24 protein-coding genes are annotated in these 24,790 nt (G+C 66.5%); 14 read left to right on the top strand and 10 right to left on the bottom strand.

Annotation, left to right across the window (positions count from 1 at the left end; translation table 11 throughout):
* Positions 1–30 precede the first annotated feature (30 nt).
* The 6 genes from AC3WMU_RS06270 (at position 31) to AC3WMU_RS06245 (ending at position 5,683) form a co-directional block, all read left to right on the top strand.
* A complete protein-coding gene (locus tag AC3WMU_RS06270) occupies positions 31–939 on the top strand; it encodes an NAD(P)-dependent oxidoreductase (protein ID WP_492281995.1) in 909 nt (302 codons plus the stop codon).
* A 56-nt stretch (positions 940–995) separates the two neighbouring features.
* On the top strand, positions 996–1,961 hold the full coding sequence (locus AC3WMU_RS06265) for a Bug family tripartite tricarboxylate transporter substrate binding protein (protein ID WP_492281994.1): 966 nt from the start codon (positions 996–998) through the stop codon (positions 1,959–1,961).
* Positions 1,962–1,994: 33 nt separating this feature from the next.
* Positions 1,995–2,573 (top strand): amino acid synthesis family protein, encoded by a 579-nt coding sequence (locus tag AC3WMU_RS06260; protein ID WP_006222061.1) that lies wholly within the window; start codon positions 1,995–1,997, stop codon positions 2,571–2,573.
* A 344-nt stretch (positions 2,574–2,917) separates the two neighbouring features.
* A complete protein-coding gene (locus AC3WMU_RS06255) occupies positions 2,918–4,210 on the top strand; it encodes an APC family permease (protein ID WP_006222062.1) in 1,293 nt (430 codons plus the stop codon).
* Positions 4,211–4,284: 74 nt separating this feature from the next.
* Positions 4,285–5,160 carry an SAM-dependent methyltransferase gene (locus AC3WMU_RS06250; RefSeq protein ID WP_492281993.1) on the top strand — a complete coding sequence of 292 codons (876 nt, stop codon included), beginning with the start codon at positions 4,285–4,287 and terminating at the stop codon, positions 5,158–5,160.
* 58 nt (positions 5,161–5,218) lie between these two features.
* A complete protein-coding gene (locus tag AC3WMU_RS06245) occupies positions 5,219–5,683 on the top strand; it encodes an Rrf2 family transcriptional regulator (RefSeq protein WP_492281992.1) in 465 nt (154 codons plus the stop codon).
* A 3-nt stretch (positions 5,684–5,686) separates the two neighbouring features.
* Here the strand turns inward: AC3WMU_RS06245 and AC3WMU_RS06240 are convergent, their stop codons facing one another.
* Genes AC3WMU_RS06240 through AC3WMU_RS06230 form a run of 3 tightly spaced genes read right to left on the bottom strand, consistent with a single transcriptional unit; the run spans position 5,687 to position 10,373 of the window.
* Positions 5,687–6,838, bottom strand: coding sequence for an acyl-CoA dehydrogenase family protein (locus AC3WMU_RS06240; protein ID WP_492281991.1), 1,152 nt, complete (start codon positions 6,836–6,838; stop codon positions 5,687–5,689).
* A 40-nt stretch (positions 6,839–6,878) separates the two neighbouring features.
* Positions 6,879–8,996, bottom strand: a complete 2,118-nt coding sequence (locus AC3WMU_RS06235; protein WP_492281990.1) for an acetate--CoA ligase family protein — start codon at positions 8,994–8,996, stop codon at positions 6,879–6,881.
* A 21-nt stretch (positions 8,997–9,017) separates the two neighbouring features.
* On the bottom strand, positions 9,018–10,373 hold the full coding sequence (locus tag AC3WMU_RS06230; RefSeq protein ID WP_492281989.1) for an MmgE/PrpD family protein: 1,356 nt from the start codon (positions 10,371–10,373) through the stop codon (positions 9,018–9,020).
* Positions 10,374–10,608: 235 nt separating this feature from the next.
* Here AC3WMU_RS06230 and AC3WMU_RS06225 point away from each other — a divergent pair, with 235 nt between their 5' ends.
* The 7 genes from AC3WMU_RS06225 to AC3WMU_RS06195 are packed head-to-tail and all read left to right on the top strand — an operon-like array spanning position 10,609 to position 17,296.
* Positions 10,609–11,502, top strand: a complete 894-nt coding sequence (locus tag AC3WMU_RS06225) for an NAD(P)-dependent oxidoreductase (protein WP_088587433.1) — start codon at positions 10,609–10,611, stop codon at positions 11,500–11,502.
* Positions 11,503–11,561: 59 nt separating this feature from the next.
* Positions 11,562–12,539, top strand: coding sequence for a Bug family tripartite tricarboxylate transporter substrate binding protein (locus tag AC3WMU_RS06220; RefSeq protein ID WP_280026222.1), 978 nt, complete (start codon positions 11,562–11,564; stop codon positions 12,537–12,539).
* Entirely contained in the window at positions 12,540–13,970 is a 1,431-nt protein-coding gene (locus tag AC3WMU_RS06215) for an NAD-dependent succinate-semialdehyde dehydrogenase (protein ID WP_492281988.1), read from the top strand.
* Positions 13,971–13,994: 24 nt separating this feature from the next.
* A complete protein-coding gene (locus tag AC3WMU_RS06210) occupies positions 13,995–15,218 on the top strand; it encodes an ABC transporter substrate-binding protein (protein WP_492281987.1) in 1,224 nt (407 codons plus the stop codon).
* Entirely contained in the window at positions 15,215–16,030 is an 816-nt protein-coding gene (locus AC3WMU_RS06205) for an N-acyl homoserine lactonase family protein (protein WP_088587429.1), read from the top strand. Before AC3WMU_RS06210 ends, AC3WMU_RS06205 begins: the two co-directional genes overlap by 4 nt.
* A gap of 13 nt (positions 16,031–16,043) precedes the next feature.
* Positions 16,044–16,430 carry a hypothetical protein gene (locus tag AC3WMU_RS06200; RefSeq protein ID WP_492281986.1) on the top strand — a complete coding sequence of 129 codons (387 nt, stop codon included), beginning with the start codon at positions 16,044–16,046 and terminating at the stop codon, positions 16,428–16,430.
* Positions 16,427–17,296, top strand: coding sequence for an alpha/beta fold hydrolase (locus AC3WMU_RS06195; protein WP_315129961.1), 870 nt, complete (start codon positions 16,427–16,429; stop codon positions 17,294–17,296). The genes AC3WMU_RS06200 and AC3WMU_RS06195 overlap by 4 nt, the downstream gene beginning before the upstream one ends.
* Positions 17,297–17,318: 22 nt before the next feature.
* Here AC3WMU_RS06195 and AC3WMU_RS06190 read toward each other — a convergent pair whose 3' ends face one another.
* From AC3WMU_RS06190 to ydiK, 6 genes are all read right to left on the bottom strand, one after another.
* Entirely contained in the window at positions 17,319–18,221 is a 903-nt protein-coding gene (locus AC3WMU_RS06190; RefSeq protein ID WP_427957726.1) for a LysR family transcriptional regulator, read from the bottom strand.
* Positions 18,218–19,534 carry a type II toxin-antitoxin system HipA family toxin gene (locus AC3WMU_RS06185; RefSeq protein ID WP_315129960.1) on the bottom strand — a complete coding sequence of 439 codons (1,317 nt, stop codon included), beginning with the start codon at positions 19,532–19,534 and terminating at the stop codon, positions 18,218–18,220. The genes AC3WMU_RS06190 and AC3WMU_RS06185 overlap by 4 nt, the downstream gene beginning before the upstream one ends.
* A gap of 14 nt (positions 19,535–19,548) precedes the next feature.
* Positions 19,549–19,890, bottom strand: coding sequence for a helix-turn-helix transcriptional regulator (locus AC3WMU_RS06180; protein ID WP_088587424.1), 342 nt, complete (start codon positions 19,888–19,890; stop codon positions 19,549–19,551).
* A gap of 129 nt (positions 19,891–20,019) precedes the next feature.
* The gene (locus AC3WMU_RS06175; RefSeq protein WP_424626572.1) at positions 20,020–21,156 is read right to left on the bottom strand and encodes a S66 peptidase family protein; all 1,137 of its coding nucleotides are present in this window, start codon (positions 21,154–21,156) and stop codon (positions 20,020–20,022) included.
* Between the two features lie 28 nt (positions 21,157–21,184).
* Complete coding sequence (locus tag AC3WMU_RS06170) at positions 21,185–21,910, bottom strand: RNA pseudouridine synthase (RefSeq protein ID WP_424626559.1); 726 nt, start codon at positions 21,908–21,910, stop codon at positions 21,185–21,187.
* Positions 21,911–22,057: 147 nt separating this feature from the next.
* Positions 22,058–23,182 (bottom strand): AI-2E family transporter YdiK, encoded by a 1,125-nt coding sequence (gene ydiK, locus AC3WMU_RS06165; protein ID WP_492281985.1) that lies wholly within the window; start codon positions 23,180–23,182, stop codon positions 22,058–22,060.
* A 251-nt stretch (positions 23,183–23,433) separates the two neighbouring features.
* On the opposite strand from ydiK, the gene AC3WMU_RS06160 reads away from it, so the two are divergent.
* Positions 23,434–23,619, top strand: a complete 186-nt coding sequence (locus tag AC3WMU_RS06160) for a hypothetical protein (RefSeq protein WP_006222070.1) — start codon at positions 23,434–23,436, stop codon at positions 23,617–23,619.
* A gap of 58 nt (positions 23,620–23,677) precedes the next feature.
* Here the strand turns inward: AC3WMU_RS06160 and AC3WMU_RS06155 are convergent, their stop codons facing one another.
* Complete coding sequence (locus tag AC3WMU_RS06155; protein ID WP_492281984.1) at positions 23,678–24,739, bottom strand: DNA-binding protein; 1,062 nt, start codon at positions 24,737–24,739, stop codon at positions 23,678–23,680.
* Positions 24,740–24,790 lie beyond the last annotated feature (51 nt).

Genomic DNA, 24,790 nt, shown 5'->3' with positions numbered 1-24,790 from the left:
CCGTTCCGGTCGTTTCGATAAAGGGATTGCATGACGTTGAAACTGGGATTCATCGGCCTGGGCATGATAGGCCTGCCGATGCTTGAGAACCTGGCGGGCTTGGAAACCTTCCGCGTCCACGCCTACGACCGCGATCCGCAGCGGTTTGATCGCCTGAAGGCGCATCCCGCCTGGGGACGCACGCTGCTGCCGGCCACCGGCCTGGCCGACCTGGCCGACTGCGAGGTGGTCATCACGATGTTGCCCAATAGCGCGATCACCAACGCCGTCATTGAGGGCGAGCAGGATTCGCCCGGCCTGGCGGCCCTGCTGCCGCGCGGGGCCACCCTGATCGACATGGGCTCGTCCAACCCCGCCGACACGCTGCGGCTGGCGCCGCTGCTGCATGTCGCGGGCATCACGCTGATCGACGCCCCGGTATCCGGCGCGGTCGCCAAAGCCGCCAACGGCACGCTGGCGATCATGGCGGGCGGTCTGGCCGACGACCTGGAACGCGTGCGGCCGATCCTGTCCCGCATGGGGGCCACGCTGATCCATACGGGTGCGGTGGGCTCGGCCCACGCCATGAAGGCGCTGAACAACTATGTCTACGCGGCCGGCCTGCTGGCGGCCAGCGAAGCAATGCTGATCGCCCAGGGGATGGATTTGGACCCCGCCATCTTCACCCAAGTGCTGAACGCGTCTAGCGGCCGCAACGTGGCCACCGAAACAAAGCTGGCCCAGTTCATCGTGCCGCGCACCTTCAATGGCGGTTTTGCCCTGGCGCTGATGGCCAAAGACCTGCGCACCGCGGACAGCCTGCAGCAACTGTCGGGCGTGCTGGCGCCGCAACTGTCGCTGTGCACCGGCCTCTGGCAGCAGGCGCTGCAAGCCCTGCCCGCCGCCGCGGACAACACGGAGATCTACCGCTATCTGGAAACGCGGCACGACGTCGGTTGAACGCGCAGCAACACCCCTATAACAAAGGCACATCCGCCATAAGGGAGACAAACACCATGCACAGAACCGCCACCTCCATCGCCCTGGCGCTGGGGCTGACCGCCGCCGCCTCAGCGCTGGCGGCCCCTTCTTTTCCCGACCACCCGATCCGGATGGTCGTCCCCTTCCCGCCCGGCAGCATCACCGACGTGGTGGCGCGCAGCCTGGGCAAGCATATGGCCACCGACCTGGGCCAGCCCGTGGTCGTCGAGAACAAGCCGGGGGCCAACGGCATCATCGGCACCCACGACGTGGCGCGGGCGAAACCCGACGGCTATACGCTGGTGGTGGTGGGCGTCTCTACCGCCGCCAGCGGCGTCAGTCTGTTCAAGGACCTGCCCTACAACCCGGCGAAAGACCTTGCGCCCATCGGCGCGGTCGCGGAAACGCCGTATCTGCTGGTGGGCTCGCCCAAGACGGCAGGCGCCAACGTGGGCGAGCTGTTCACCTATGGCCGCCAACATCCCGGCAAGCTCACCTACGCCTACGGATCGGGCAGCGCCCAGGTATTCGGCGCCAAGCTCGCCGCCATGGGCGACATCACCGTCACCGCCGTCCCATACCGCGGCGGCCCCCAAGCGCTGACCGACGTCATCGGCGGCACCGTCGACCTGACGTTCACGGACCTGGCCAACGGCTTGCAGCAAGCCCGCGCCGGCAAGGTCAAGACGTACGGCGTCAGTACGCCCGACCGCTTCCCGCTAGCGCCCGACATTCCCACCTTGAACGAATCCGGCGCCCCCGGTTTCAACCTGACCGTCTGGTTCGGGCTGATGGGGCCGGCAGGCTTGCCCCAGCCCGTGGCCGACCGCTTGGCCCGTTCCCTGGATATTGCCCTGGCCAACACAGAACTGCAGGAAACCTACGCGCGCCAGGGGCTGACCGTGAAGACGCAAAGCCCGGCCGAGTTCGGCGCCTTCGTCGTGGCCGAGATCGACAAATGGGCCGCGATCGTCAAGGAAACCGGCATTCCCCCGCAATGACCCCCTTCATTCCCTCTACGTAACGAGACTTCCATGTCGTTGATTGAAATCCGCAAGCGTTGCCTGATTGTTGAAACTACTTTCCACGAAAACGGCCCCGCGCCGGCCCAGCCGCTGAAGCTGGCCGCCTCGTGCGCCGTCATCAAGAACCCCTACGCAGGGCGCTACGAACCGGACCTGATGCCGTTCATGGCCGAGTTGCGCTCGTTGGGCACGTTGCTGGCCACCGAGCTGGTGGACACGCTGGGCAAGGACAACATCGAGGTCTACAGCAAGGCCGTCATCGTCGGCCTGGATGGCGAGATGGAGCATGGCGCCGTCTGGCATGAAGCCGGTGGCTGGGCGATGCGCACGGTGCTGGGCGAACCCAAGGCGATGGTGCCCGCGGTGAAGGCCGTTGCGGTGGCCGGCTATCGCCTCATGGTGCCGGTGCATTACATCCACGCCTCCTACGTACGCAGCCACTTCAACAGCATCGAGATCGGCATTCAGGATGCGCCGCGTGCGGGCGAAATCCTGTTCGCGCTGGTGATGGGCACGGGGGGCCGCGTGCATTCGCGTTTAGGGGGGCTGACCAAGGACGCCGTCTCGGTTCATGACGGTCAGCGATAAAAAAATCGCGACCTTCATCCTAATAAATCACTTTAACTAATTTACTTTAAGTTGAGATGTTTATATAGATAAATCAATAAATTAACTGCTTATTTTAAAGTTAGATAGACGATGATATTCGGCGCCTTTGCACGAATTCATCGTCTTTTCGGGGAAAACCCGAAGAAACTTTCTTGCTTTCGTAACGGTCGCTAATTGTTCAGGTTATCGTCAGGCGCCTTCTCCGGCACGCGCCGCACCTGTCTCCCGCCGCCCCTCCGAGAGCTCCCATGACACTGATCCGTCCGCGCACCGCCGCGATACCGACCCGTATGCTTGACGAGGCGCAACCGGGGTTATCGGTGATGGACGCCATCGTCGTATTGGTCGGGGTCGTGATCGGCATCGGCATCTTCGGGTTTCCGCCGCTGGTCGCGCAACACGCGGGTTCCGAAGCCATGTATATCGCGCTGTGGTGCGCGGGCGGCCTGGTGATGCTGGTCGGCGCCCTGTGCTATGCGGAACTGGGCTCGGCCTATCCCGGTGCGGGCGGCGAATACCTGTACCTGACCCGGGCATGGGGCCCGCGCGTCGGCCTGATGTTTGCCTGGGCCCGCTGTACGGTGATCCAGACTGGCGCGATCGCCGTGGTCGCCTATATCTACGGAGACTATGCGCAGCGGCTGATGCCGCTGGGTACCTACGGCCCGGCGGCGCATGCCGCGATCTCGGTCGCCGCCCTGACCGCGCTCAATATCGTGGGCACGCGCTATTCCAAACGGCTGCAATGGGTGTTCACCGTGTTGACCCTCGGGGCGCTGGCGGCAGTCCTGGTCGCCAGCCTGACCGCGTCGGGCGACGCAGCCGCCGCCACCACGCCCACCCCGCTTGTCGGCAGCCCGGCCGGCCTGATGGGCATGGGCATGGTGTTCGTGCTGCTGACCTACGGCGGATGGAACGAAGCCGCTTACCTCAGCGGCGAACTGCGCAATCCCGGCCGCAACATGAGCCGGGTGCTGCTGGTCGGTACGGTCATTGTGACGGGCGCCTATGTGCTGACGAACCTTGCGCTGCTGGAGATCTTCGGCCTGCAAGGCCTGCGCGACACCCCCGCGTTGGGCGCCGACGTCATGCAGCTGGCGGCCGGCCCCTATGCCGCCGCGCTGCTCAGCCTGACCATTTGTGCCACCGCGCTCAGTACCATCAACGGCACCATCATCACCGGCGCCCGCGTCTATTACGCCTTGGGCCGCGACGTGCCGCGTCTGCACGCGCTGGCGGGCTGGAGCGCCCGCAAGGAAACGCCGGTCGCCGCGCTGCTGGCCCAAGGCGCGATCACGCTGGTGCTGGTGGCCCTGGGCGCGTTCAGCCAGAACAGCGTGCAGACGCTGGTGGCGTACACCGCGCCCGTGTTCTGGATCTTCATGCTGCTGGTGGCAGCGTCGGTGTGGCGCCTGCGGCAGCTGGATCCCGAGCGGCCGCGGCCGTTCCGCGTGCCGCTCTATCCCCTGCCCCCGCTGCTGCTGGGCCTGACCTGCGCCGGCCTGGTCTATTCCAGCGCGGTCTATGCGGGCGCCGGCGCCTTGATCGGTCTGGCCGTCCTGGCGGCCGGCATCCCCATGCTGCGTTTACTCAAGCCTGCCGGGATGTCGGGCTGACGCATGCTTTTCCTGGCGGGCGCTGCCCCGCCCGCGGTTCGTTCCCAGTTGTTGACCTACAAGGAGAGCCCACCATGCAACCCTCGACTCAACCCCTAGTCGCCGGCCGCCTTTCGCGCTTGCCCAGGCGCCGGGCCATCGTAGTGGCCACCGCCATGGCGCTGTCCCTGGCCTATGCGGCCATCGCCACCGCCCAACCTGCGGCAAAGCCTGCCGCCGCGGCCGGCACCCAAGAGGAATACGTGCCGGACGTCGGCCAGGACGGCAAGGACGTGATCTGGGTACCCACGCCGCAGACGCTGGTAGACAAGATGCTGGACATGGCCAAAGTCACGCCGAAGGACCGGCTGATGGATCTGGGTTCCGGCGACGGCCGCACCGTGATCACCGCCGCGCAGCGCGGCCTGACCGCCCAAGGCATTGAATACAACCCCGACCTCGTGGAGCTGTCGCGCCGTAACGCGCAACGGGCCGGCGTCGCGGACCGCGCCACCTTTGTAGCGGCCGACCTGTTCCAGACCGACTTGTCCAAAGCAGACGTGATCACCATGTTCCTGCTGTCGACCATCAACGAGAAGCTGCGGCCCACGCTGCTGCAACTGCCGCCGGGCACCCGCGTGGTGTCCAACACGTTCCGCATGGGCGATTGGGAACCCGACGCGGCTGAAACCGTCACCCAGGATTGCTCGACTTATTGCACTGCGCTGCTCTGGATCGTGCCGGCCAAGGTCGAGGGCAAATGGGTGGTGGACGGCCAGACGCTGCAGCTGACCCAGCATTACCAGATGCTGTCGGGCAAGCTCGGATCGGCCGACATTTCGGACGCCCGGCTGAACGGCAATGCGATTTCATTCAGCGCCAACGGCGTGCGCTACACCGGTGAAGTCAACGGCAAGACCATGAGCGGCACGGCGGCCGGCAAGGGCAACTGGTCCGCCAAGCGCAGTTGACCGGGCACAGGGCGGCGCCGTTTGACCGGGCCGCTTCTCATGCAATAGCATGCGTTGCATGAGAAGAGACAGCAAACTATCCGGCGTGCTCCATGTCTTGCTGCATATGGCCGAGGCGCCCGGTCCCATGACCTCGGAAGACCTGGGCCGCGTCATGCAGACCAACCCCGTCGTCATCCGCCGCATCATGGCCGGGCTGCGCGACCAGGGGCTGGTGCGTTCCGAAAAAGGCCATGGCGGCGGCTGGACGATCTCGTGCGATTTCAATCACGTGACGCTGCGCGACATCTATGAAGCGCTGGGGTCGCCCGAGATCTTCGCCATGGGCAACCGTAGCGATGCGCCCGGCTGCCTGGTCGAAGCGGCCGTGAACAAGGCGCTGACCGGCGCCTTCGAAGACGCCGAAGCCTTGCTGATGGAGCGGTTCGGCGCCGTCACCCTGGCCGCGCTCAGCAAGGACTTCCACACCGGCATGGTGCGCCACGGCCGGGGCTTTGACCTGGCGACGGCCCACGCCGAGTGACCTTCAGCGCGGAGGACGCTGCGAAAAGCTGCGTTCGAAGATGCCTTCGGCGATGCGGTTCTTCAGGATCTCGATGGATCCCCCGGCGATCATCCATCCGCGGCACCGGCGCACGCAGTACTCGACCAGTGACTCCCGGCTGTAGCCCAATCCGCCCAGCACCTGCAAGGCGTCATTGGCCACGTCGAAGCCCACCTGGTTGCAGTAGGCCTTGGCAATGGCCGTGTCGGTGGCCGACGGGAACCCGGTGTCCGCACCGATGGCCGCCCGGTACAGCAGCAATTGGGCGGTATCCAGCTTGATCCGCATATCGGCGAATTTCCATTGCAGCCCCTGAAATTCACACAACAGGCGGCCGAACTGCTTGCGCTGCATCGCCCAGTTGCGCGCTTCTTCGTAGGCATAGCGGCCCAGCGCCAGCGACCGCGCCGTGTTGCCGATGCGTTCCACGTTGAAGCCGGCGATCTGTTTCTTGAAGCCGCCCTCGCCCAGGACGACCATGTCGTCGGCCACGAACACATTGTCGAAGAAGATCTCGACCCATTCCTCGCCAGACATGAACGCGGACCGCTTGCCCAGTTTCACGCCCTCGGCCTTGGTGTCGATCAGGACGGACCCGATGCCGCCCGTTCCCGGGCCGAAGCGCACATAGGTCAGGATCACGCTGGCGTGCGGGCCGTGGGTGGTGAAGATCTTGGTGCCGTTGATGCGCCAACCGCCATCGGCACGGGTGGCGCTGGTCTTCAGTTCGGTGACGGCCGAGCCCGCATCGGGTTCGGTCATGCCGACCGAAATCAGGCCTTCGCCGGCCAGCAGCGCGGTCAGGTACTTCTGCTTTTGCAGTGCGCTGCCGTATTCGGCCAGCACCCGGATAGCGCCGAAGTTGCCCGCCTGCACCACGTCGGCGCTGCGCGGGCACACGGACGCCACGGTTTCGATGGCGATGACGGCGTCCATCAGCGAACCGCCGACGCCGCCGTCCTGTTCCGCCACGGTGATGCCCAGCAAGCCCTGCCCGGCCATGTTGCGGGCCACATCCCAGGGATAGTCGTCGGAGTGGGCGCGTTCGACGGCGCCGTCGCGCAATTCGCGTTCGGCGTAGCGGCGCACCGCGGTCTGGAAATCCTGTTGTTCCGGAGTCAGCTTGAAGTCCATCTAGGTAGTTCCTGATGCAAGAGTGAAAAATGAGTAAGGGTCAGGCCACGCGAACCAGGCCGTCGACGGCGACCACGCCATCGGCGCGGACGAACAAGGGGTTGATTTCGGCTTCCTCCACCTGCACGCCGGCCAGGCAAGCCAGCCTGGAAAACGCCGCGATGGTGCGGGCCAAGCTTTCGCAATCGCCTTCGGGCAAGCCGCGAAAGCCCCGGACGAGCCGGGTCTGGCGGACTTCCACGATCATGCGGCGGGCTTCGTCCACGGACACCGGCGCCAGGCGCAGCGCAAAGTCCGGCGACAGCTCGGCGGCGATGCCGCCTGCACCCAGCAGCACGGTGGGGCCCACCAGCGGATCGTGGCGATAGCCCAGGATCAATTCGATCAACCGGCTTTCCATGGGCTGGACCAGGATGCCGTCGATACGTGCCTGGGGCGCCTGGCGGCGAACGGCATCCAGCATCTGGCCCGCCGCAAGCGCCAGCGCCTGCCCATCCGCGATGCCGACACGGACAGCGCCCAATTCGGTCTTGTGGGCCAGGTCCGGCGAGCAGACCTTGGCCACCAGCGGATACGGCACGCTGTGCTGCAGCGCGTCCGGCGCCAGCAGTTGGCCGGCCGCCACCGGCACACCCAGGCTGCGGAACAGTGCGCCCGACTCGTGTTCACTGAGCATGCCCCGTTGCGGCAGGCCCTCCGGCCACGCCACGGGCGAGCCTGCCACCGGCGGCTGGCCGGCATCGGCGAAGAACATGGAAAGCGCGTCGGCGCAGGCCTCAGGCGTGCGAAAGGCGGCGATCCCGCCCGCACGCAGCAAGGCCAGCGATTCCGGGGCCTCGGGCGCCAGGAAGACCGCAAGGGGTTTGCCGTCCGGCTTGTCCGCCTCCAACAGCGGCTTGACCGCCAGGCCGGGATGGAACTGCGCCGAGGACCCCACCACGCTCAAGACGGCATCGCACCACTCGGCGCGCAGCAGGTGTTCAAGCAGCATCTTGTATTGCGCGCTGCTGGCTGCCAGTGTCAGGTCGATGACGGGCGTTTCCCGAATGTTCAGGCCGGATTGGGCGATCATCCGCACGAAATCCGCGGGTGGCGCCACGGCGGCCAGGCCGTGCAGCCCCAGGTTGTCGACCACGGTGGCAGCGCCGCCGCCCGTGGTGGTGATCACCGCGACTCGGGCTGCGGCGCCCTCGGCCACGGCAGCGGCGGCACGGTGCGGCCGGCGATAACGCGACGCCAGCGGCGCGATCTCGAACAAGGTCTCCAGATGCCGCACCCGCATGACCCCATGCGCGATCAAGAAGGCGTCGACTGCCGCGTCGTTGCCGGCCATGGCCCCCGTATGCGACTGCGCCAGCGCGTCGCCTTGTTCGGACCGGCCCAGTTTGTAGGCGACCACCGGCTTGCCCTGGACCCGGGCACGCGTCAGCGCCCGGGCCAGCGTCGGCGCGTCGCGCAAGGTTTCCAGGAACAGCAGGATGACTTTGGTGTGCGGGTCGTCGACCAGCGCATCGACTACCTCGCCGACGGAGATATCGCTTTCGTTGCCCACCGACACCGACTTGGCGAACCCGAAGCCGCGGGCCGCGGCGCGCGACAGCAAGGACCCCATCATTGATCCGCTTTGGGACACCATGCTGATGTCGCCGGGCAACAGAGTGTCGGCCTCGAACGCGGCGTTCACGGACAGGATCCCGCCGGTATGCAGGTCGGCCAGGCCGATGCTGTTCGGTCCCAACAGGCGCAGGCCCAGCCCGCGTGCCTGCGCCACCAGTGCGGCCTGGCGCGCCTGGCCGTCCGGCCCGGTTTCACCGAACCCGTCAGAATAGACCGTCACGACCCGCGCGCCGGCTTCGGCACAAGCCGGCAGCAGCGCCGCCACTTCAATGCCGGGAATCATCACGAAAACGTGGTCGACCGGCCCGGGCAGGCCCGCCAGCGACGGATACGCCCGTTCGCCCAGGATCTCGGCCCGGGCGGCGTTGATGGGGTAGATGGCCCCGCTATAGCCATGCTTGCGCATGAACCGCAAAGGGCGCGCGGTGTTCTTGCGCGCGTCGCCCGAGGCGCCCACCAGGGCGACCGCGCGGGGGGACAGCAATGCGTCGGCGAAGGAGGAAGAGGAAGAAAAAGAGGACATGGATGCGGTGGATGTCATGGGTTCCAAAGGGATCGGGAATCAAAGTCGGGGCATGTCGGCGGCCAGGCGCAGTGCGCGCACCGGCATCGTCTCCAGGCGCCAGATGTCCTCGCGCAAGGCGCGGGCGCGCGCCCGGCCCAGGACGGGACCGGCCAGTTCGTCGAATTTGTCGGCAAGGTCCGCATCCGACAACGGCGACTCGGGGTCACCCTTGCGAAACGGGGAATGGTGTTCAAGCACCTGCCCGGCGGTGGTCGTGACCGTCAGCCGCGCGGCGCGCATGCGGGGAAAGCCCCCTGTGAACGCAGCGTCTGCCCGTAACTCCAGCCGTTGCATCAGCTGGCGTACCTGCGGGTCGCGCAGGCGGTCGGGGCTGAAAGCGTCCAGCCGTACCGAACCATGGACAAGCGCGTGCGCCACCACGTACGGCAGGCTGAACTTGGCCTCGAAGGCGGTGTTGGGCGAAAAATTGCCCGTGACGTCCAGGGACGTCTGATAGGCGTCTACCCGTAGCGCCGCGACGTCGTCCGCACGCAGCCCCTGCTGGCGCAACGCCAGCGCGGCGTCGATGGCGGCGAAGGTATGGCCGCAGCAGCCGTGGTTCTTCTGCGTGATCGACAGGATGTTGTAGCGTTGGCCCAGGCCGTCGACGGCCACGGCCCAATCGGGATCTTCTGCCAAGGCCGCCCCGAAGCCGACCTTGCCTTCCAGGATGTCCGGTACACCGGTAATGCCGTGCGCCGCGCCCTGCCCGGCCCGCACGCCGACTTCGGCGGCATGGCCGGCGTGCAGCGCCTTGCTCATCGCGTCGGACCGGAAGGCCTGCTGCAGGCCGCTGGCCAACGTGCCGGCGGTGGCCAGCGCATGCAGCATCGCCTGCGCGTCGCCCGGGGCACACAAGGCCGCCGCGGCGGCGGCGCTGCCGAAGCAGCCTACGGTGCCGGTGGTATGGAAGTAGCGGTAATGCGACGGTTGCACGGCAGCGCCGATGCGGGTCGATATCTCGTAACCCACCACGATGGCGTTCAGCAAGGCCTGGCCGCTGGCGTCGCCCTCTTCGGCCAGCGCCAGGGCGGCGGCGATGGTTGGGCAGCCGGGGTGATAGATCGCGTCGCGGAAGATGTCGTCGAATTCCACGGCGTGCGACACGCTGCCGTTGATCCACGCCGCCGTGGCCGCAAAGGCGGTGGTGGCGCAGCCCGGCAAGCTGGAAGCGCCAGAACCCAGTTCGGCGCCGTGCGCGCCCAGCAGTTGCAGGCAAGGCGCCGTGCGCGTGCCGGGATACAGCGCCGACAGCCAATCCAGGAATGCGCGCTTGGCGTGGTGGTTGACCTCCTCCGGCAACCTGGCCAGCGTGTCCTGTGCGCCATACGCGGCGATCGTGTCCAGCAGCATGCTTGTCTCTCCTCTTGTTATTGCAGCGCGGCAACCGCGTCGCTGATATCTGCCGTCCACTCTAGGCGGCCTGCTCCAGGCCAGGATTGATAAAAAGGAAAACGAGCGTTCTTGTTCCAGGGGGGACGGATTTTGAGATAGTTGCTTTGCCAATTTTTCATACCGCCCGGCGGGGGCCTTCCGTAAGCTGCATGGCAATAGCAAGAAAAACAGTCGCCATACCAAGGAGGAAGTAATGAGTGAGACAAAGACCCCGCTGGGTTTCATCGGCCTGGGCGTGATGGGCGAACCCATGTGCGCCAATCTCGTCCGCAAATCCGGGCACCCGGTTTATGTGGCCGATATCAGTCCCGAGCCGGTGGCCCGCATCGGCGCATTGGGCGGCCACGCTTGCGCGTCGATTATCGAAGTGGCGCAGACCGCCGAAATCGTGTTCCTGTCGCTACCCAGCATCGTGCAGGTGGAACAGGTGTGCACCGGACCAGGCGGTCTGGTGGAGGCCGCCGGGCGCGTCCGCATCGTGGTCGACATGAGCACCAGCGACGTCGGCCGCACCCGCCGCCTGGCCGAGGTGTTGCGCGGCCACGGCATCCTGCTGATCGACGCGCCGGTGGCGCGCATGCGCGAAGCCGCCCGGCTGGGCACGCTGATGATCACGGTAGGCGCCACCCGCGAGGACTACGAGACGGTCCTGCCCTACCTGTCGTGCATGGGCACGGACGTGCTGCTGTGCGGCGGCGTCGGCAATGGGCAGGTCGTGAAGATCATGAACAACATGGTCGTGTTCATGACGGTGCATGCGCTGGCGGAAGCCATCACGATCGGCCGCAGCGCGGGCGTTGACGGCACGCTGCTGCTGGATGCTCTCAGCAAGGGCTCGGCCGACAGCTTCGTACTGCGCAATCCGGGCCAGAAGGCGCTTGCCGCGGAATCGTTCCCGGAAAAGACCTTTCCCACGGAGTACGCGATCAAGGACATCCTGCTGGCGCTTGAACTGGCGAACCAGGGCGATGTCGACGCCCGCGCCGCCAAGTTGACGCACGACCTGCTGGAGCGCACGCGCGCCGCGGGCTACGTCAAGGAGTACTACCCGGTGATGGTCAAGCTGATCGAACGCGGCTACGCCTGAACCCTGTCTTCCTGCCGGCGGCGCCTGATGCGCCGCACCTTTCCCTATTCGAGACAACCATGACCTCCATGCTCTCCAGGTGGGCGCTGCCCGTGCTCGCCGCCGCGTTCGGCTTTAATGCAGCCGCCGCGGATTACCCCGTCAAACCGATCACACTGGTGATCGGATTCACCGCCGGCGGCCCGACCGACGCCGTCGGACGCTATCTGGCCCGCGGGCTCGAAACCGAACTGGGCCAGACCATCGTGGTGGAAAACCGCCCGGGCGCCAACGGCGTCGTGGCGGTGCAAGCCGTCAAGCGCGCCGCCGCCGACGGCTACACGCTGATGCTCGGCAGCAGCGGCACGCTGTCCATCGAACCCGTCTACAAACAGAAGGTCGACTATCAGGTGCAGAAGGACTTCCAGCCCGTCGGGCTGGTGGCCAGCTACCCGTACCTGCTCGTCGTGCCGGCCGATTCGCCGTTCAAGACCGTGCAGGAGCTGATCGCCGGCGCGCGGGTCAAGCCCGGCGCATTGACCTTCGCGTCCGCCGGCAGCGGCGCCGTCAACCACCTGGCCGGCGAATGGTTCAAGAGCGCCTCCAAGGTGGACATCACCCACATTCCCTACAAGGGCGACTCGGCGGCCATCGCAGACCTGGTGGCCGGCCGGGTGGACATGGCGTTCCTGAGCGCGATCGCCGCCATGCCGCAGGTGCAGGCCGGCAAGATGCGGGCGCTGGGGATCGCAGCCGCCCAGCCCTCGTCCGTGGCGCCGGGCGTGCCGACGGTGGCGGAATCGGCCGGCATCCCCGGGTTCACCGCCGAGCCGTGGAACGGCGTGCTGGCGCCCGCCGGGGTGCCGCCCGCCGTGACGCAGCGCCTGAACGCCGCGATCAACAAGGTGATGGGCACCGAAGCCGCGCGCGACGCGCTGTTGAAACTGGGCCAATACCCCATGACCGGCAGCCCCGAAGACTTCGCGCGGCACATCAGCACACAAACCGACCGCTGGGCGCAAGTCATGCAGACCAGCCACATCGCAAAGGCGGACTAAATGCACTATCCCGAACTGAACCTGCTGATCGGCGGCCGCGCCGTGCCCGCCGCCAACCGCCCGGGCCTGGAAGTGATCGACCCCGCCACTTTGGCCGTGCTGGGACGCGTGCCGGTTGCGACGCCGGACGACATCGACGAGGCGCTGGAAGCCGCCCGCCGCAGCTTTCCCGGCTGGCGCGATACGCCGGCGCTGGAACGGGCGGCCATCCTGCGCCGCGCCGCCAGCCTGATGCGCGAACGCACGCCGCTGTTGGCGTGGCTGATCACCCGGGAACTGGGCAAGCCGCTGGCCGAATCCGAGAAGGAAGTGGCGACCGCGGCTGAAATGTTCGAATGGGCGGCTGAAGAGGCCCGGCGCACCTATGGCCGCCTGATCCCAGGGCGTGTTGGCGGCATCCGCCAGATGGCCGTCCCGGAGCCGGTTGGCCCGGTCGCCGCCTTCTCGGGCTGGAATGCGCCGGCCATCACGCCGTCGCGCAAGATCGCGGGCGCGTTGGCGGCCGGCTGCTCCATCGTGATCAAGCCGTCCGAGGAAACCCCTGCGATCGCGCTGGAAATCGGCCGCGCGCTGGCCGATGCCGGCCTACCCGCCGGCGTGTTGAACATGCTGTTCGGCGACCCCGGCGAGATCTCCAAACGCCTGATCGCCTCGCCCGTGATCCGCATGGTGACCTTCACCGGGTCCACGTCCATCGGTCGCGAACTGGCGGTGATGGCCGCCGCCGGCCTGAAGCGCGCCACGCTGGAGCTGGGCGGACACGCGCCGGTGCTGGTGTTCGACGATGCCGACCCGGAAGCCGCCGCCGATGCCCTGCTGGCCGCCAAGTTGCGCAATGCCGGCCAGATCTGCACGTCGCCCACCCGCATGTTCGTGCAGCAAGGCGTCTATGAACGGTTTGTGCAGCGTCTGGCCGAGCGTGCCCGGGGCTGGCGCGTCGGCAACGGGCTGGAAGCCGGCGTGCAAATGGGGCCGTTGGCGAACCCCCGGCGCCTGGCCGCCATGGAAACCATGGTGGCCGACGCGGTCAGGCACGGCGCGCAGCTTGCCGCCGGCGGCACGCGCCTGGACCTGCCCGGCTGGTTCTGGGCGCCGACCGTGCTGCGCGACGTCGGCACCGACTGCCTGGCCGCCAACACCGAACCCTTCGGCCCATTGGCGCTGGTCCAGCCCTTTCGCGAGACGGACGAAGCGCTGGCGCTGGCCAACCGCCTGCCGTTCGGCCTGGCCTCATATGTGTTCACGCGCGACGCCGCGACGGCGCGGCTGGCATCCGAACGCATCGAAAGCGGCGTCGTCTGCATCAACCACTGCCAGGCATCCCTGCCCGAGACCCCCTTCGGCGGCTTCAAGGACAGCGGGCTGGGCAAGGAAGGCGGCGTCGAAGGCCTGCAGGAGTTCATGCAGATCAAGTACGTCAGCCAACTGTAGCCGCCCCACCCAAAGGAGAAGACCATGAATAAGAAGATCACCACCCTGCTCGTCCTGGCCGCGGGCGCCGGGCTGGCGCAAGCGCCCGCGCACGCCCAGGTGCCGGCAGGCATTTCGGACGGCGTCGTGCGCATCGGCGTGCTGACGGACATGTCGGGCGCCTATTCTGGCAACGTCGGGCCGGGTTCGGTGCTGGCCACCAAACTCGCCATCGAAGACTTCGGCGGCCAGGTGCTGGGCAAGCCGATCGAGATGCTGTCGGCCGATCACCTGAACAAGACCGACGTGGCCGCCGGCCGAGCCCGGGAATGGATGGACCGCGAAAAGGTCGACGTGGTGACCGAACTGGGCAACAGCGCGGTCGCGCTGGCCGTGATGAACATCGCCCGCGAAAAAGGCCGCATGACGATGGTCACCGGTGCGGGCGCCACCCGCATCACGGGCGAAGACTGCTCGCCCAACAACGTCCAGTGGGTCTATGACACCTATGCGCTGGCCAAGGTGGGCACGCTGCCGCTGGTCGAAGCCGGCGCCAAGAAATGGTATTTCGTCACGGCCGACTACGCATTCGGCCATTCGCTGGAAAGCGACGGTATGCGTTTTGTGAAGGAAGGCGGCGGCACGGTGGCCGGCTCGGTCCGCTATCCCTTCCCGGGGACGGACTTCGCGTCCTTCCTGCTGTCGGCCCAAGCCAGCAAGGCGGATGCGGTGGGCTTCGCCAGCGCGGGCGCCGACTTGCAGAACGAGATCAAGCAGGCCCGCGAATTTGGCCTGGCCGACCGCCAGAAGCTGGTCGCCATGCTGATGAGCATCACGGACGTGCACGGCGTGGGCCTGGAAGCCGCCCAGGGCATGACGTTCGCCGAAACCTTCTACTGGAACATGGACGACGAAACGCGCGCCTTCGCGCAGCGCTTCTTCAAAGCCGCCAACAAGATGCCCACTGCCTTGCAGGCCGGCCAGTATTCCGCCGTGCTGAACTACCTGCGAGCCGTGGAGAAATCAGGTACGGACAATGTGGACACCGTGATGAAGACGCTGCGCAGCATGCCGATCCATGACGCGTTTGCGCGCAACGCCCGGCTGCGCGAAGACGGCAAGCTGATCCACGACACCTATGTGGTCGAGGTGAAGGCGCCCAAGGAGTCCCAGGCTGCGTGGGACTATTACAAGATCGTCAAGACGGTGCCGGGCGACCAGGCTTTCATGCCCATGGCCGAAAGCCAATGCAAGCTGGTCAAGCAATGACCACGGCGCCCGCAGACGGCGCCGCACTGCCGGTCTACGAGGCGTATGCCATCCGCTACGCCAGCGTGACCCGGCGCGCGGTCGACAACTTCCTGTCTCGCGCCGACGTGCACGACGGGCCCATGCCGCTGGATTTCTATTGCTGGCTGCTGCGCGGCCCGGCCGGCAATGTGCTGGTAGACACCGGTTTCAGCGCATGCTCGGCGCGCGCCCGCGACCGGGCCTTCACGCTGCATCCCGAGGCCGCGCTGGCCCGGTTGGGCCTGGCGCCGGCCGACATCGACCACGTGATCCTGACGCACCTGCACTATGACCACGCCGGCAACGTCGAGGCCTATCCCCGAGCGCAGGTCCATCTGCAAGACACCGAAATGCAGTACGCCACTGGCCGCTACATGTGCTTTGCGGCCATGCGGCATTTCTTTTCGGTGGACGACGTGCAGTCGGTCGTGCGCCAGGTCTATGCGGGGCACGTCCGCTTCCACGATGGTGACGCCGAGCTTGCGCCCGGGCTGGAACTGCATCACATCGGCGGCCATACCCAGGGATTGCAGGTGGTGCGGGTGCACACCGCGCGCGGCTGGATCGTGCTGGCTTCCGACGCCCTGCACTATGCCCGCAACTTCACCGACGACAACCCGTTTCCCGCTATCTTTCACCTGGGCGACATGCTGGAAGGCTATCGGCGTATTCGCGCGCTGGTGCAATCCGACGCGCATATCGTTCCGGGCCACGATCCCGCCGTCGCTCGGCAATACCCACCCGCCGATGGCGAAGCAGGCATCTACCGGCTGGATACGCCCCCTTTGTGACAAGGAAAACCCGATGCAAGAAGACGACTTCATCCTGAACCGGCTGGCCGACGCCGTGAACCGTCAAGAGCGACTGGTATGGCGGGGCCGCCATCTGAACACGGTGTTCCTGCTGGAACGCGGCGGGGATGCCTACCTGATTACGGTGTCGGCGGGCCGGATCCAGTCCGTACGGAAAGGCCCCTTCGTGATGCCGCGCTGGCAGTTCGCCCTGCGCGCCTCGGCCGAAGACTGGGCGCAATTCTGGCGTCCCCTGCCCCCGCCAGGCTTCCACGATCTGATGGCGCTGGTGAAGTTCCGGCGCCTGCGTGCCGAAGGCGACCTGTATCCCCTGATGTCCAACCTGCTGTATTTCAAGGACGTGCTGGCCTGCCCGCGCGCCGAAGGAGCGTCCTCGTGAATTCGCAAACCGCCGTCTTCGAACCCATCATCGGGCGCTACCTGCATTTGACGCTAGGCGGCCGTACGCACCGCGTCTATGTCGAGGAAGCCGGCACCGGCATCCCGCTGCTGTGCCTGCACACCGCGGGCGCCGATACCCGGCAGTACCGGGCCGTGATGAACGACCCGCGGATCCTGGCGTCCTTCCGGGTGATCGCGTTCGACCTGCCCTGGCACGGCAAATCGTCACCGCCCGAAGGCTGGCAGCAGGAAACCTACCGACTCACCTCCGAGGATTACGCGCAAGCGATCATCGCGGTTGCCGACGCGCTGGCGCTCGACCGGCCGCTGGTGATGGGATGCTCCATCGGCGGACGCATCGTGCTGCATCTTGCGCTGGAACACGCGCACCGCTTCGGCGGCGCCATCGGGCTGCAGTCGGGCGCCCACGTGGATCCCTACTATGACCTGGAATGGCTGAACCGGCCCGACGTGCACGGCGGCGAAGTCTGCGCCGGCATCGTGTCCGGCCTGGTGGGCCCGGGCAGCCCCGACAATCATCGATGGGAAACGCTGTGGCACTACATGCAGAGCGGCCCAGGCGTGTTCAAGGGCGATCTGCATTTCTATACGGCCGATGGTGACATCCGGGACCGCGTGGCCCAGATCGATACGCGTCGTTGCCCCTTGTGGCTGCTGACCGGCGAATACGACTATTCGTGCACGCCGCAAGACACCGAGTTCCTGGCTGGACGAATCGCCGGATCGCATTGGCAGATCATGGAAGGCATGGGCCACTTTCCCATGAGCGAAGATCCCGACCGCTTCCTTGCCTATCTGCGGCCGGTGCTGGCCCAGGCGGCCGAAGCGCGCCTGACCGGTTAGCCATCGCGACACGCCGGCGCCGTTACTGCGCCGGCGTGTCGGGTGTCGTCAGCGCCTTCAGCAATTCTTCCACCGGGCGCGCCAGTTGCGCCGTGTCGCGCACGCAGACATAGAACTGGCGTTCCGCCCAGTCATCCCGCAGCCGCAGCAGCACCAGGCCCATCGACGCCAGATAGTGGCGCGCGATGCCTTCCGGCACTACGCCGATGCCCAGGCCTTCGCGGATCATCCGGCACCGCGTCTCAAAGTTGGACACCTGCAGCTTGACGTTGGGCGGCCGCGACAGCGTCTGCCCCGCGTACGCCAGGAACTGGTCCAGCGAATGCCGGGGAAAGTAGCCCAGCAGGTCATAGTCCAGCGCGTCTTCCAGGAACAGTTCCGTCCGGTCCGCCAGCGGATGCCCGACCGGCACGACCAGCCCCACGCGATCCCGGCGGAACGGGAACGACGCGACGCCGGGCACGGGATGATCGGCGTGGTAGATGCCGATATCCACCGACGCCTCGGCGACCAGACGCGGAATGTCGTAGCTGTGGCCTTCCAGCAGGTCCACGCTGACGTCGCTGCGGCCCGCCAGGAACCTCCCCATCACGCCGGGCAGGAATTGCAGGATGGTCGACGGGTTGCTGGCCAACCGGATCTTGGCCTGCCCATTGACGGAGTAGCCGTTGATGGCCTGCTCAGTCAGTTGCACGCTGCGCAGGATGGCTTTCGCGCGCTGATACAGCAAGGCGCCGGCAGGCGTGGGCTCGACCCCGCGGCCATGGCGATGCAATAGCGTGCGGTCAAGGTGGCGCTCTAACTCGGCCACCCGTTTACTGGCGGCGGACGTCACCAGGTTTTCCCGTTCGGCCGCTTTCGACAGGCTCTTTTCTTCGACGGCCGCGACGAAGATTTCCAGGGCAGGAATATCCAGCTTTTTCATACCGGCAATATACCGTGCCGCCATGCCGTCAACGTCGCTTCCACCTGTGTGATTTCCGCGCGGCTCATCCCGGCGCGGTCATAGAAGCCGGCACGTTCGGCCACCACCTCCCGCACGCGGTCCAGGATCGACTGCGCCACGGCTTCGGAGCGCAAGCCGAAGCGCCGGTATTCGGTCAGGCAATTCTCGAACGTGCTGTCGCGCCCCGCCGCGCCGATGTGCAGGTAATGCTTGGCCGACCCTTCCTGCGTGACCACATCGAACAAGGGCGACAGCCGATACGTGCCAGCGCCCTCGTCCTTCACGAAGCCCACGTTCTTCAGATGGTCGTCGGTGTTGTGCACGGCGACGTTCAGGATCATGCGGGCATACAGTTCTTTCAGGTCTTGCACCGGGTTCGACGAGACGCGGCGCACCACGTCCGCCAGGCGCGCGTACGAATACGTGGCCTTGCCGCGCGCGCCGTCCAGTTCGCGCTTGCCGATCTGCGCCGACGGGCTGATCAGCGACGCGCCGCTCAGGAAATGGCGGCGGGCCACCACGGGTTCCCCGCCGCGCTCGGCCGCAAGCCGCTCCCGGTCGAAGCGGCGGGTCAGCAGCACGGCGCCCAGATGGGTTTGCGTCAGATGGATCTCGGGCACGGTCAGCCCGATCGCCCGGGCCATCTCCAGATTGGCAAACTCTACGCGTTGCCGGTCATAGGAATCGCCTTGGCGCGGAAACTTGGCGATCCACATCTCGCCTTGCTCGTCGCGCACGATGGTCTTGGGGCGCGCCCCGCCGATATCCCACGAACTGCCCAGGATGTCGCGGTACAGGCCTTTCGGCTTCACGCCCTGGTCGATGTCCGTCAGCAAATCCGCCAACGATTCCAACTGGCTGATCTCGGGCAAGCGATAGGTCTTGCGCATATTGGGCGTGAGCTGGCGCGCGCTGAAGAACAGCGCCCCCACGCCCATGCCGCGCCCGCGCAGCAGGACTTCGTCTTCGGTCACCCGGGCGCCCGCCTTGTCCACGCGCATCACGTTGCGGCCCCAGGCATCCGGCGCGGCGTCGAAGATCGCCCCGAGCGTTTCGTAGCGGCTTTCCGTCCGGAAGGTCGTCTTGGCGTCGATCAGGGGCAGATTCAAAGGGTCCAGCGCGAAGGCGCGCGGGTCGTTCACATACGACTGCACATAGGTGAACTCGGCAAAAAAGTGATTCTCGTCCGAGTCGTCCAGCGTCAGCACGCCGGCCAGGACCGCTTCGCCGCGGATGTCCACGTAGACAAACAGCTGGCTTTCAACGGATTTGTGTTTGCGGGCGCGCGCCATGCCGAGCCTTGACCCTAGAGTTTGGTGGGGTCGATGCGGTGCGCGGGCGTTGCCGCGCCACCCCGGCTGGGCCGCCGCAACGCGTCCAACCGCTTGCCCACCCCGTCCTGATCGGGATCGGCCAGCGTGAACAGCTGGTCGCCAAACCCGTATTGCAGCAGCGCTTCCACTGCCAGCGCCAGAGATACTCCACCGTCGCCGCGTTCCAGCCGCGCGATCGTGGCCCGGGACACGCCCAGGCGGCTGGCCAGCGCGCTTTCCGATTCGGCGCGACGCAGGCGCGCCGTGCGCAGGTTTGCGCCTAGCCGCGCGAGGGCATCGGCCGCATCGAAGCTAGGTTCGATCTTCTTTTTCATGCTTTGATAATAGTGCGGAAACCGCCCTATTGCATGATTAATGAGGCACAGGGTGTTTCATTTATGCCCCATTAATGAGTCATAAATACACATTTTGACTCATTAATAGCTCAAATTCCGAGGAATTCCTCACACCACCACGGCCTGATCCAGGCGCAAAGCGCCGCGGCCCGTGTCCAGCGTGACGCGTGCGCCCAAGGGCAGCGTCAGGTTCGGGTCGCCGTGCCCGCTGGGCCAACCGGCCAGCACCGGAATCCCACGCGACCGGAACTGGTCCAGGATCAGGGGATACAGCAGGCCCTGCGCCTGCGCGTCATCCATTTGCACGCCCAGGCGGGTGAAATTGCCCACCAACAGGCCCTTCACGCCGTCGAACTTGCCGGCGGCCGCCAACTGGCCCAGCAAGCGGTCGACGCGCGGCACGGCTTCGTTGACGTCTTCGATGAACAGGATGGCGTCGCGCGTGTCGATCTCGTTGCGCGTACCGGTCAGCGCGGCTATCAGCGCCAGGTTGCCGCCGATCAGCCGCCCGCTGGCCACGCCCGGCACCAGTTCGGTGGCCAAGGCGTCCTGCGGGGGCGCGATCCATGCGCCGTTGCCCATCTGGCCGGTGACCATCGCCAGCAGGCTGGATTCCGTAGGTTCGCGTTTGCCGGCCAGCAAGTCCTGGCCCAGCATCGGCCCGTGGAACGTCACAAAACCGGCATGACGCTGCAAGGCCAGATGCAGCGCGGTGATGTCGCTGTAGCCGATGAAAGGCTTGGCGTGCTTGCGCAGCAGCGTGTAATCCAGCTGGTCCAGCAAGCGCCATGATCCGAACCCGCCTTGCAGGCACCACACCGCGCCCACGTCGGGGGCGGCAAACGCGTTGTGCAAGTCGGCCAGCCGGTCGGCATCGCTGCCGGCCAGATAGTCATAAGGCGTGTCCAGCCGGGTGCGGCTGGCTGGCATGACTTGGGCGATGAAGCCGCGAGCCTCCAGCCATTCTGCCGCCTCGTCGCTGGCGCCAGGCGCCGCGGAGGCCGGCGCCACGATGGCGACCCGTGCGCCGGGACGCAAGGCGGGAACCGGGGCGGCGCCCTTGCCGTGCGCGGCCGGGGGCGTGCTGGCCGCTGTAGCCTGACCGGGGCCCGATGCCCTGCCCGCAGGCGCACGGCTCGCGCAGCCGCTCAGCGCCAGTGCCGTCAGGCACAGCGCGCCGGTCTGCTTCAGGAAGCCGCGGCGGCCCGGATGCTGATGCTGCGGGGGCTCTCCACGCAGGTTCATGGTCTTCGTCGGGGGCATCAATGCGTCGTCAAAACCGTTCATAGTCCAGCCGGTAGCGCCATTGGCCTACGGCCAATCCCGCCATCGGCAAGCGGCCGATCCGGATGCGGCGCAAGGCCTGTAACTGCAAGCCCGCGGTATCGCAAACGAATTCGATGAAACCCGGCAACGGCGTCTTCAACGCAAAGCGCAGATGGGTTTCGTTCTGCCAGCTGACCTTCATGGGGGTGGCCGCCCGCCCTTCGTACGCCAGGCCACGTTGCAGCCGGGCCAGGTCGCCCTCGCTGAGCTGGCCCCTGACCTGCGCTACGTATTCCTGCTCGACGAGCTTGCCCTCTTCCACCAGCTTGCGCGATATCGCGTATTCCTGCGTGTAGACGACCAAGCCGCTGGCCGCGCGTTCCAGCGGCGTGACGAGCTTCAGCCCGTTGAACATGCGCTTCAGATAGCGCTGGCCGGAACGGTCGCCCGGCATCAGGTTCTTGGGCACGATCAGGTCCAGCGCCGAACCCGCTTCGTTGTCGGCGTACATGCCCTCAGGCTTGTGCACCAGCACGGTCACGGGCCGCATGTCTTCCAGCTTCGCGCCAGGCAAAAGGCTGACCGTCTGGCCGGGGGCGACGCGGAATCCGGGTTCTTCCACCGTCTTGCCGTCCACCGCAACCCAACCGCCTTCTATGTAGCGTTCGGCATCGCCGCGGGAGCAGGACTGTTCCGTGGCCAAGCGTTTGGCCAGTCTTACGCTTTCGCTCATCGCGCTACCGCCTTGCATGCGGACGGGGCCGGGGTGGAAAGGGATTCGGGCGTGCTGTCAGCCAGCACAAACGGGTGCATCGTCATTAAGTATTGCCGGGGTGTTGCAAAAAAAAGCGGGCGAAGCGCCCGCAGCGTCAGGCAGATGTTACGCCTTTTCGGCAGGCGCTCCGGGCAGCGCGGCGCCCGTTACTTCCGGAATCTCCAGGGGCTCGACGGGCGGCGGCACCTCTTCGATCCAGGCATTCACCAGCGTCGAGGTCACGGCCAGGATTACCGGCCCAATGAACAGGCCGACGATGCCGAAGGCGAACATGCCGCCCAGCACGCCGGACAGGATCAGCAGCAAAGACAGGTTCACGCCGCGCTTGATCAGCATCGGCCGCAACAGGTTGTCCAGCATGGCCACCAGCACCGCCCAGACCAGCAACAGGATGGCAGCCACTTTCATATCGTTCTGGAACAGCCAGATCACGCCGCCCAGCATCGGCAAGAACGGCCCCAGCTGCGCCAGGCACAGCATCACCATCAAGGCGGTCAGGATGCCGGCGGCCGGCACGCCCGCGATCCACAACCCGACGCCACCCAGCACGGACTGCACCACGGCCGTCACCACGATGCCCAGCGCCACCGCGCGGACGGCGGCGCCCGCCAGACGCACGGCCGCCACGCCGCGCGGGCCGGCCAACCGGTTCGCAAAGCGCTTGACGAAGTCCGACGCCATCTCGCCCTGGCTATACAGGATCCCCGCGATGACGATAGTGATCAGCATGTGCATGACGAACACGCCGACGATCGCCGCGTGGCTAAGCAGCCAGTGCGCCGCGATGGTCAGATAGGGTTCAAGCCGGGCCAGCAGCCCGCCCGCGCCGGCGTCCGACAGCGTCTGCCATTCCTGTGCGATGCGCGGGCCCGCCAGCGGAATGGCGCGTACCCATCCCGGCGGCGCCAGCAGTGCGTACTCGGGCAGGCTTTTTACGGCCGCTGTGATCGCCCCGCCATGTTCGGCCAAGGTGGAAATCACCTGGTAGAGCGGCAGCACGATCACGAACAGCAGGATCAGCAGCATCATCGCCGTTGCCGCCCAGCGGCGGCCGCCGAAACGTTGTTGCAGTGCCAGCAGCACCGGCCACGTCGCCACCACGATCGTGGTGGCCCAGATCAGCCCGGGCAGGAACGGCCGCAGGATGTAAAGGCTGCCCACCATCAAGGCTGACAGGATCACGATAACAAGCAGGACTCGGGCAATATCGACTGTAGGACGTGTATTCACCCGCTGCTCCTGGCAAGGCCGGACGCCTTGCGCGATGACGCATCGCGGCCCATGGGCGGCTGCCCGAGGATGCGCGTAGATGCGATTCTGTGGAATTTATCCGAAATCCGCGCGCACTTGTATCTTGCTGTGATGCCTGCTGGGCACGACGCTTGCTCCGCTGGCCGATGCCGCCGGATTCGGATGGCGATGGCGCCGGGCTCTCCGGTTGCCACCTTTCGGACGGCGTCTATCTCTTAAGGAGGTATGCCATGAAGCTCTTGACCACAGCGGGCGTCTTGCTGGCCCTTGCGCTAGCCGGCTGCACCGCGCCCAGTTCATATAGCTCCAGCTCGCCGCGGGCAAGCACCGCCACGAAGGACCAGGCCAACTACCACGCGGACAACTTCGGGGAACCGGACAACACGCCTTTCCAGGGCGTCTACCCCGGGCGTTGAACCGTAGTGCGCAGTGGCCCCACGTTGCCGGCGCGTCGCCGGCCGGCAACCCTTTCGCCTACTCTGCCCGCGCATCCGCCGGAGCATCCGCCGCGGCAGGCCCCTCAGATGCCACCGCACCCGCTTTCTCGCTGGCCAGCCTCATCAGGTGGCGGGTCAATTCAGCCAGTTGCCCGTCCTTCTGACTCAGTTGCGTCAGCAGTGACGCCGATTGCGCATCCGCGGCATCCAGGCGCGACGCCAACGCCGCCTCGCGCTGACGCGCCGCCGCCAGCGCATCGCTTCCCGCACGGTCCGCGGCAAGCAGCCGTTGCTGCACGACTGCGATCTCGCCGCGCAACGCCTGAGCGCCCTGCTCGGCCGCACGCTTGCCCTCTTGCGCCTCGGTCAATGCCGTCTGCAATTGGGCAGCTTGCCGCTGGCTGGCGATCAAGGCCTCGTCCAGTCGTACTTGAAGTTTCTTGACCGCGCTGCGTTCGCCGTCCAGTTCGTTCAGCCAACGCCGCTCGTGCGCGGCGTGGCGCGTTTCGGTCGCCTCCAGCGCCTGCGCGTGCAGGCTGCGCATCGTCTCGGCCTCGGTCAGCAGCGTTTGCACCGCGCTGCGGGCGTCTTCCAGTTGCTGCCGGCTCTGCTTGAGCTGATCGTCGCGTTGGCGCAGCTGCTGCTCCGCCGCCCGCAAGCGGTCCTCCGTCGCCGCCAACTGCGCCGTGGCCACCTTCAAGCCTTCCTGCAGATCCAGTTCGCGATTGACCAGCTGGATCTCGCGTTGCTGCAATTGTTCGGCATCCGCGGCCAGCCGCTCCCCTTCTTCCGCCAGTTCCGCCCACCGCCGTCGGTAGGTCTCAGCCTGCTCGGCGCGGGCTTCGGCCAGCGCGGTTTCCCAGAAGTGCGCGGCCGCCTGGGCGATCGGGTCCGGGATGGCCGGCGCGGCGGCAAAGGCGCCCGGGTCCTTGATACGCGCGCCCAAGGCCCGAAACCAGGTTTCCAGGTGCGGGCTGACGGTGTTGGGCGACCCGCGGCCGATCTTCTGACGCACCCGCTCGATGGTAGGCCGCGCCCCTTCCAGCAACAACGCGTCGGCGGCGGTCCAGACGTCGGTTTCGGTGATTCCTGTGGCCATGTTCCGCATACTCCGTGATTTGCCGCTGAGAAGAGGCTTAATTACTCACGA

This window comes from Achromobacter sp. FW305-C-13 (assembly GCF_058783475.1).
Note: the sequence above shows the minus strand (reverse complement) of the source record. Positions and strands in the feature narration are given on the sequence as shown.

Coding starts and splice junctions, on each gene's coding strand:
- AC3WMU_RS06250 (WP_492281993.1), top strand. CDS start 4,285: ATGCAACCCTCGACTCAACCCCTAGTCGCCGGCCGCCTTTCGCGCTTG.
- AC3WMU_RS06240 (WP_492281991.1), bottom strand. CDS start 6,838: ATGGACTTCAAGCTGACTCCGGAACAACAGGATTTCCAGACCGCGGTG.
- AC3WMU_RS06205 (WP_088587429.1), top strand. CDS start 15,215: ATGACCACGGCGCCCGCAGACGGCGCCGCACTGCCGGTCTACGAGGCG.
- AC3WMU_RS06225 (WP_088587433.1), top strand. CDS start 10,609: ATGAGTGAGACAAAGACCCCGCTGGGTTTCATCGGCCTGGGCGTGATG.
- AC3WMU_RS06265 (WP_492281994.1), top strand. CDS start 996: ATGCACAGAACCGCCACCTCCATCGCCCTGGCGCTGGGGCTGACCGCC.
- AC3WMU_RS06235 (WP_492281990.1), bottom strand. CDS start 8,996: ATGACATCCACCGCATCCATGTCCTCTTTTTCTTCCTCTTCCTCCTTC.
- AC3WMU_RS06270 (WP_492281995.1), top strand. CDS start 31: ATGACGTTGAAACTGGGATTCATCGGCCTGGGCATGATAGGCCTGCCG.
- AC3WMU_RS06255 (WP_006222062.1), top strand. CDS start 2,918: ATGGACGCCATCGTCGTATTGGTCGGGGTCGTGATCGGCATCGGCATC.
- AC3WMU_RS06200 (WP_492281986.1), top strand. CDS start 16,044: ATGCAAGAAGACGACTTCATCCTGAACCGGCTGGCCGACGCCGTGAAC.
- AC3WMU_RS06215 (WP_492281988.1), top strand. CDS start 12,540: ATGCACTATCCCGAACTGAACCTGCTGATCGGCGGCCGCGCCGTGCCC.
- AC3WMU_RS06260 (WP_006222061.1), top strand. CDS start 1,995: ATGTCGTTGATTGAAATCCGCAAGCGTTGCCTGATTGTTGAAACTACT.
- AC3WMU_RS06175 (WP_424626572.1), bottom strand. CDS start 21,156: ATGAACCTGCGTGGAGAGCCCCCGCAGCATCAGCATCCGGGCCGCCGC.
- AC3WMU_RS06190 (WP_427957726.1), bottom strand. CDS start 18,221: ATGAAAAAGCTGGATATTCCTGCCCTGGAAATCTTCGTCGCGGCCGTC.
- AC3WMU_RS06180 (WP_088587424.1), bottom strand. CDS start 19,890: ATGAAAAAGAAGATCGAACCTAGCTTCGATGCGGCCGATGCCCTCGCG.
- AC3WMU_RS06170 (WP_424626559.1), bottom strand. CDS start 21,910: ATGAGCGAAAGCGTAAGACTGGCCAAACGCTTGGCCACGGAACAGTCC.
- AC3WMU_RS06245 (WP_492281992.1), top strand. CDS start 5,219: ATGAGAAGAGACAGCAAACTATCCGGCGTGCTCCATGTCTTGCTGCAT.
- AC3WMU_RS06220 (WP_280026222.1), top strand. CDS start 11,562: ATGACCTCCATGCTCTCCAGGTGGGCGCTGCCCGTGCTCGCCGCCGCG.
- AC3WMU_RS06160 (WP_006222070.1), top strand. CDS start 23,434: ATGAAGCTCTTGACCACAGCGGGCGTCTTGCTGGCCCTTGCGCTAGCC.
- AC3WMU_RS06230 (WP_492281989.1), bottom strand. CDS start 10,373: ATGCTGCTGGACACGATCGCCGCGTATGGCGCACAGGACACGCTGGCC.
- AC3WMU_RS06185 (WP_315129960.1), bottom strand. CDS start 19,534: ATGGCGCGCGCCCGCAAACACAAATCCGTTGAAAGCCAGCTGTTTGTC.
- AC3WMU_RS06210 (WP_492281987.1), top strand. CDS start 13,995: ATGAATAAGAAGATCACCACCCTGCTCGTCCTGGCCGCGGGCGCCGGG.
- AC3WMU_RS06155 (WP_492281984.1), bottom strand. CDS start 24,739: ATGGCCACAGGAATCACCGAAACCGACGTCTGGACCGCCGCCGACGCG.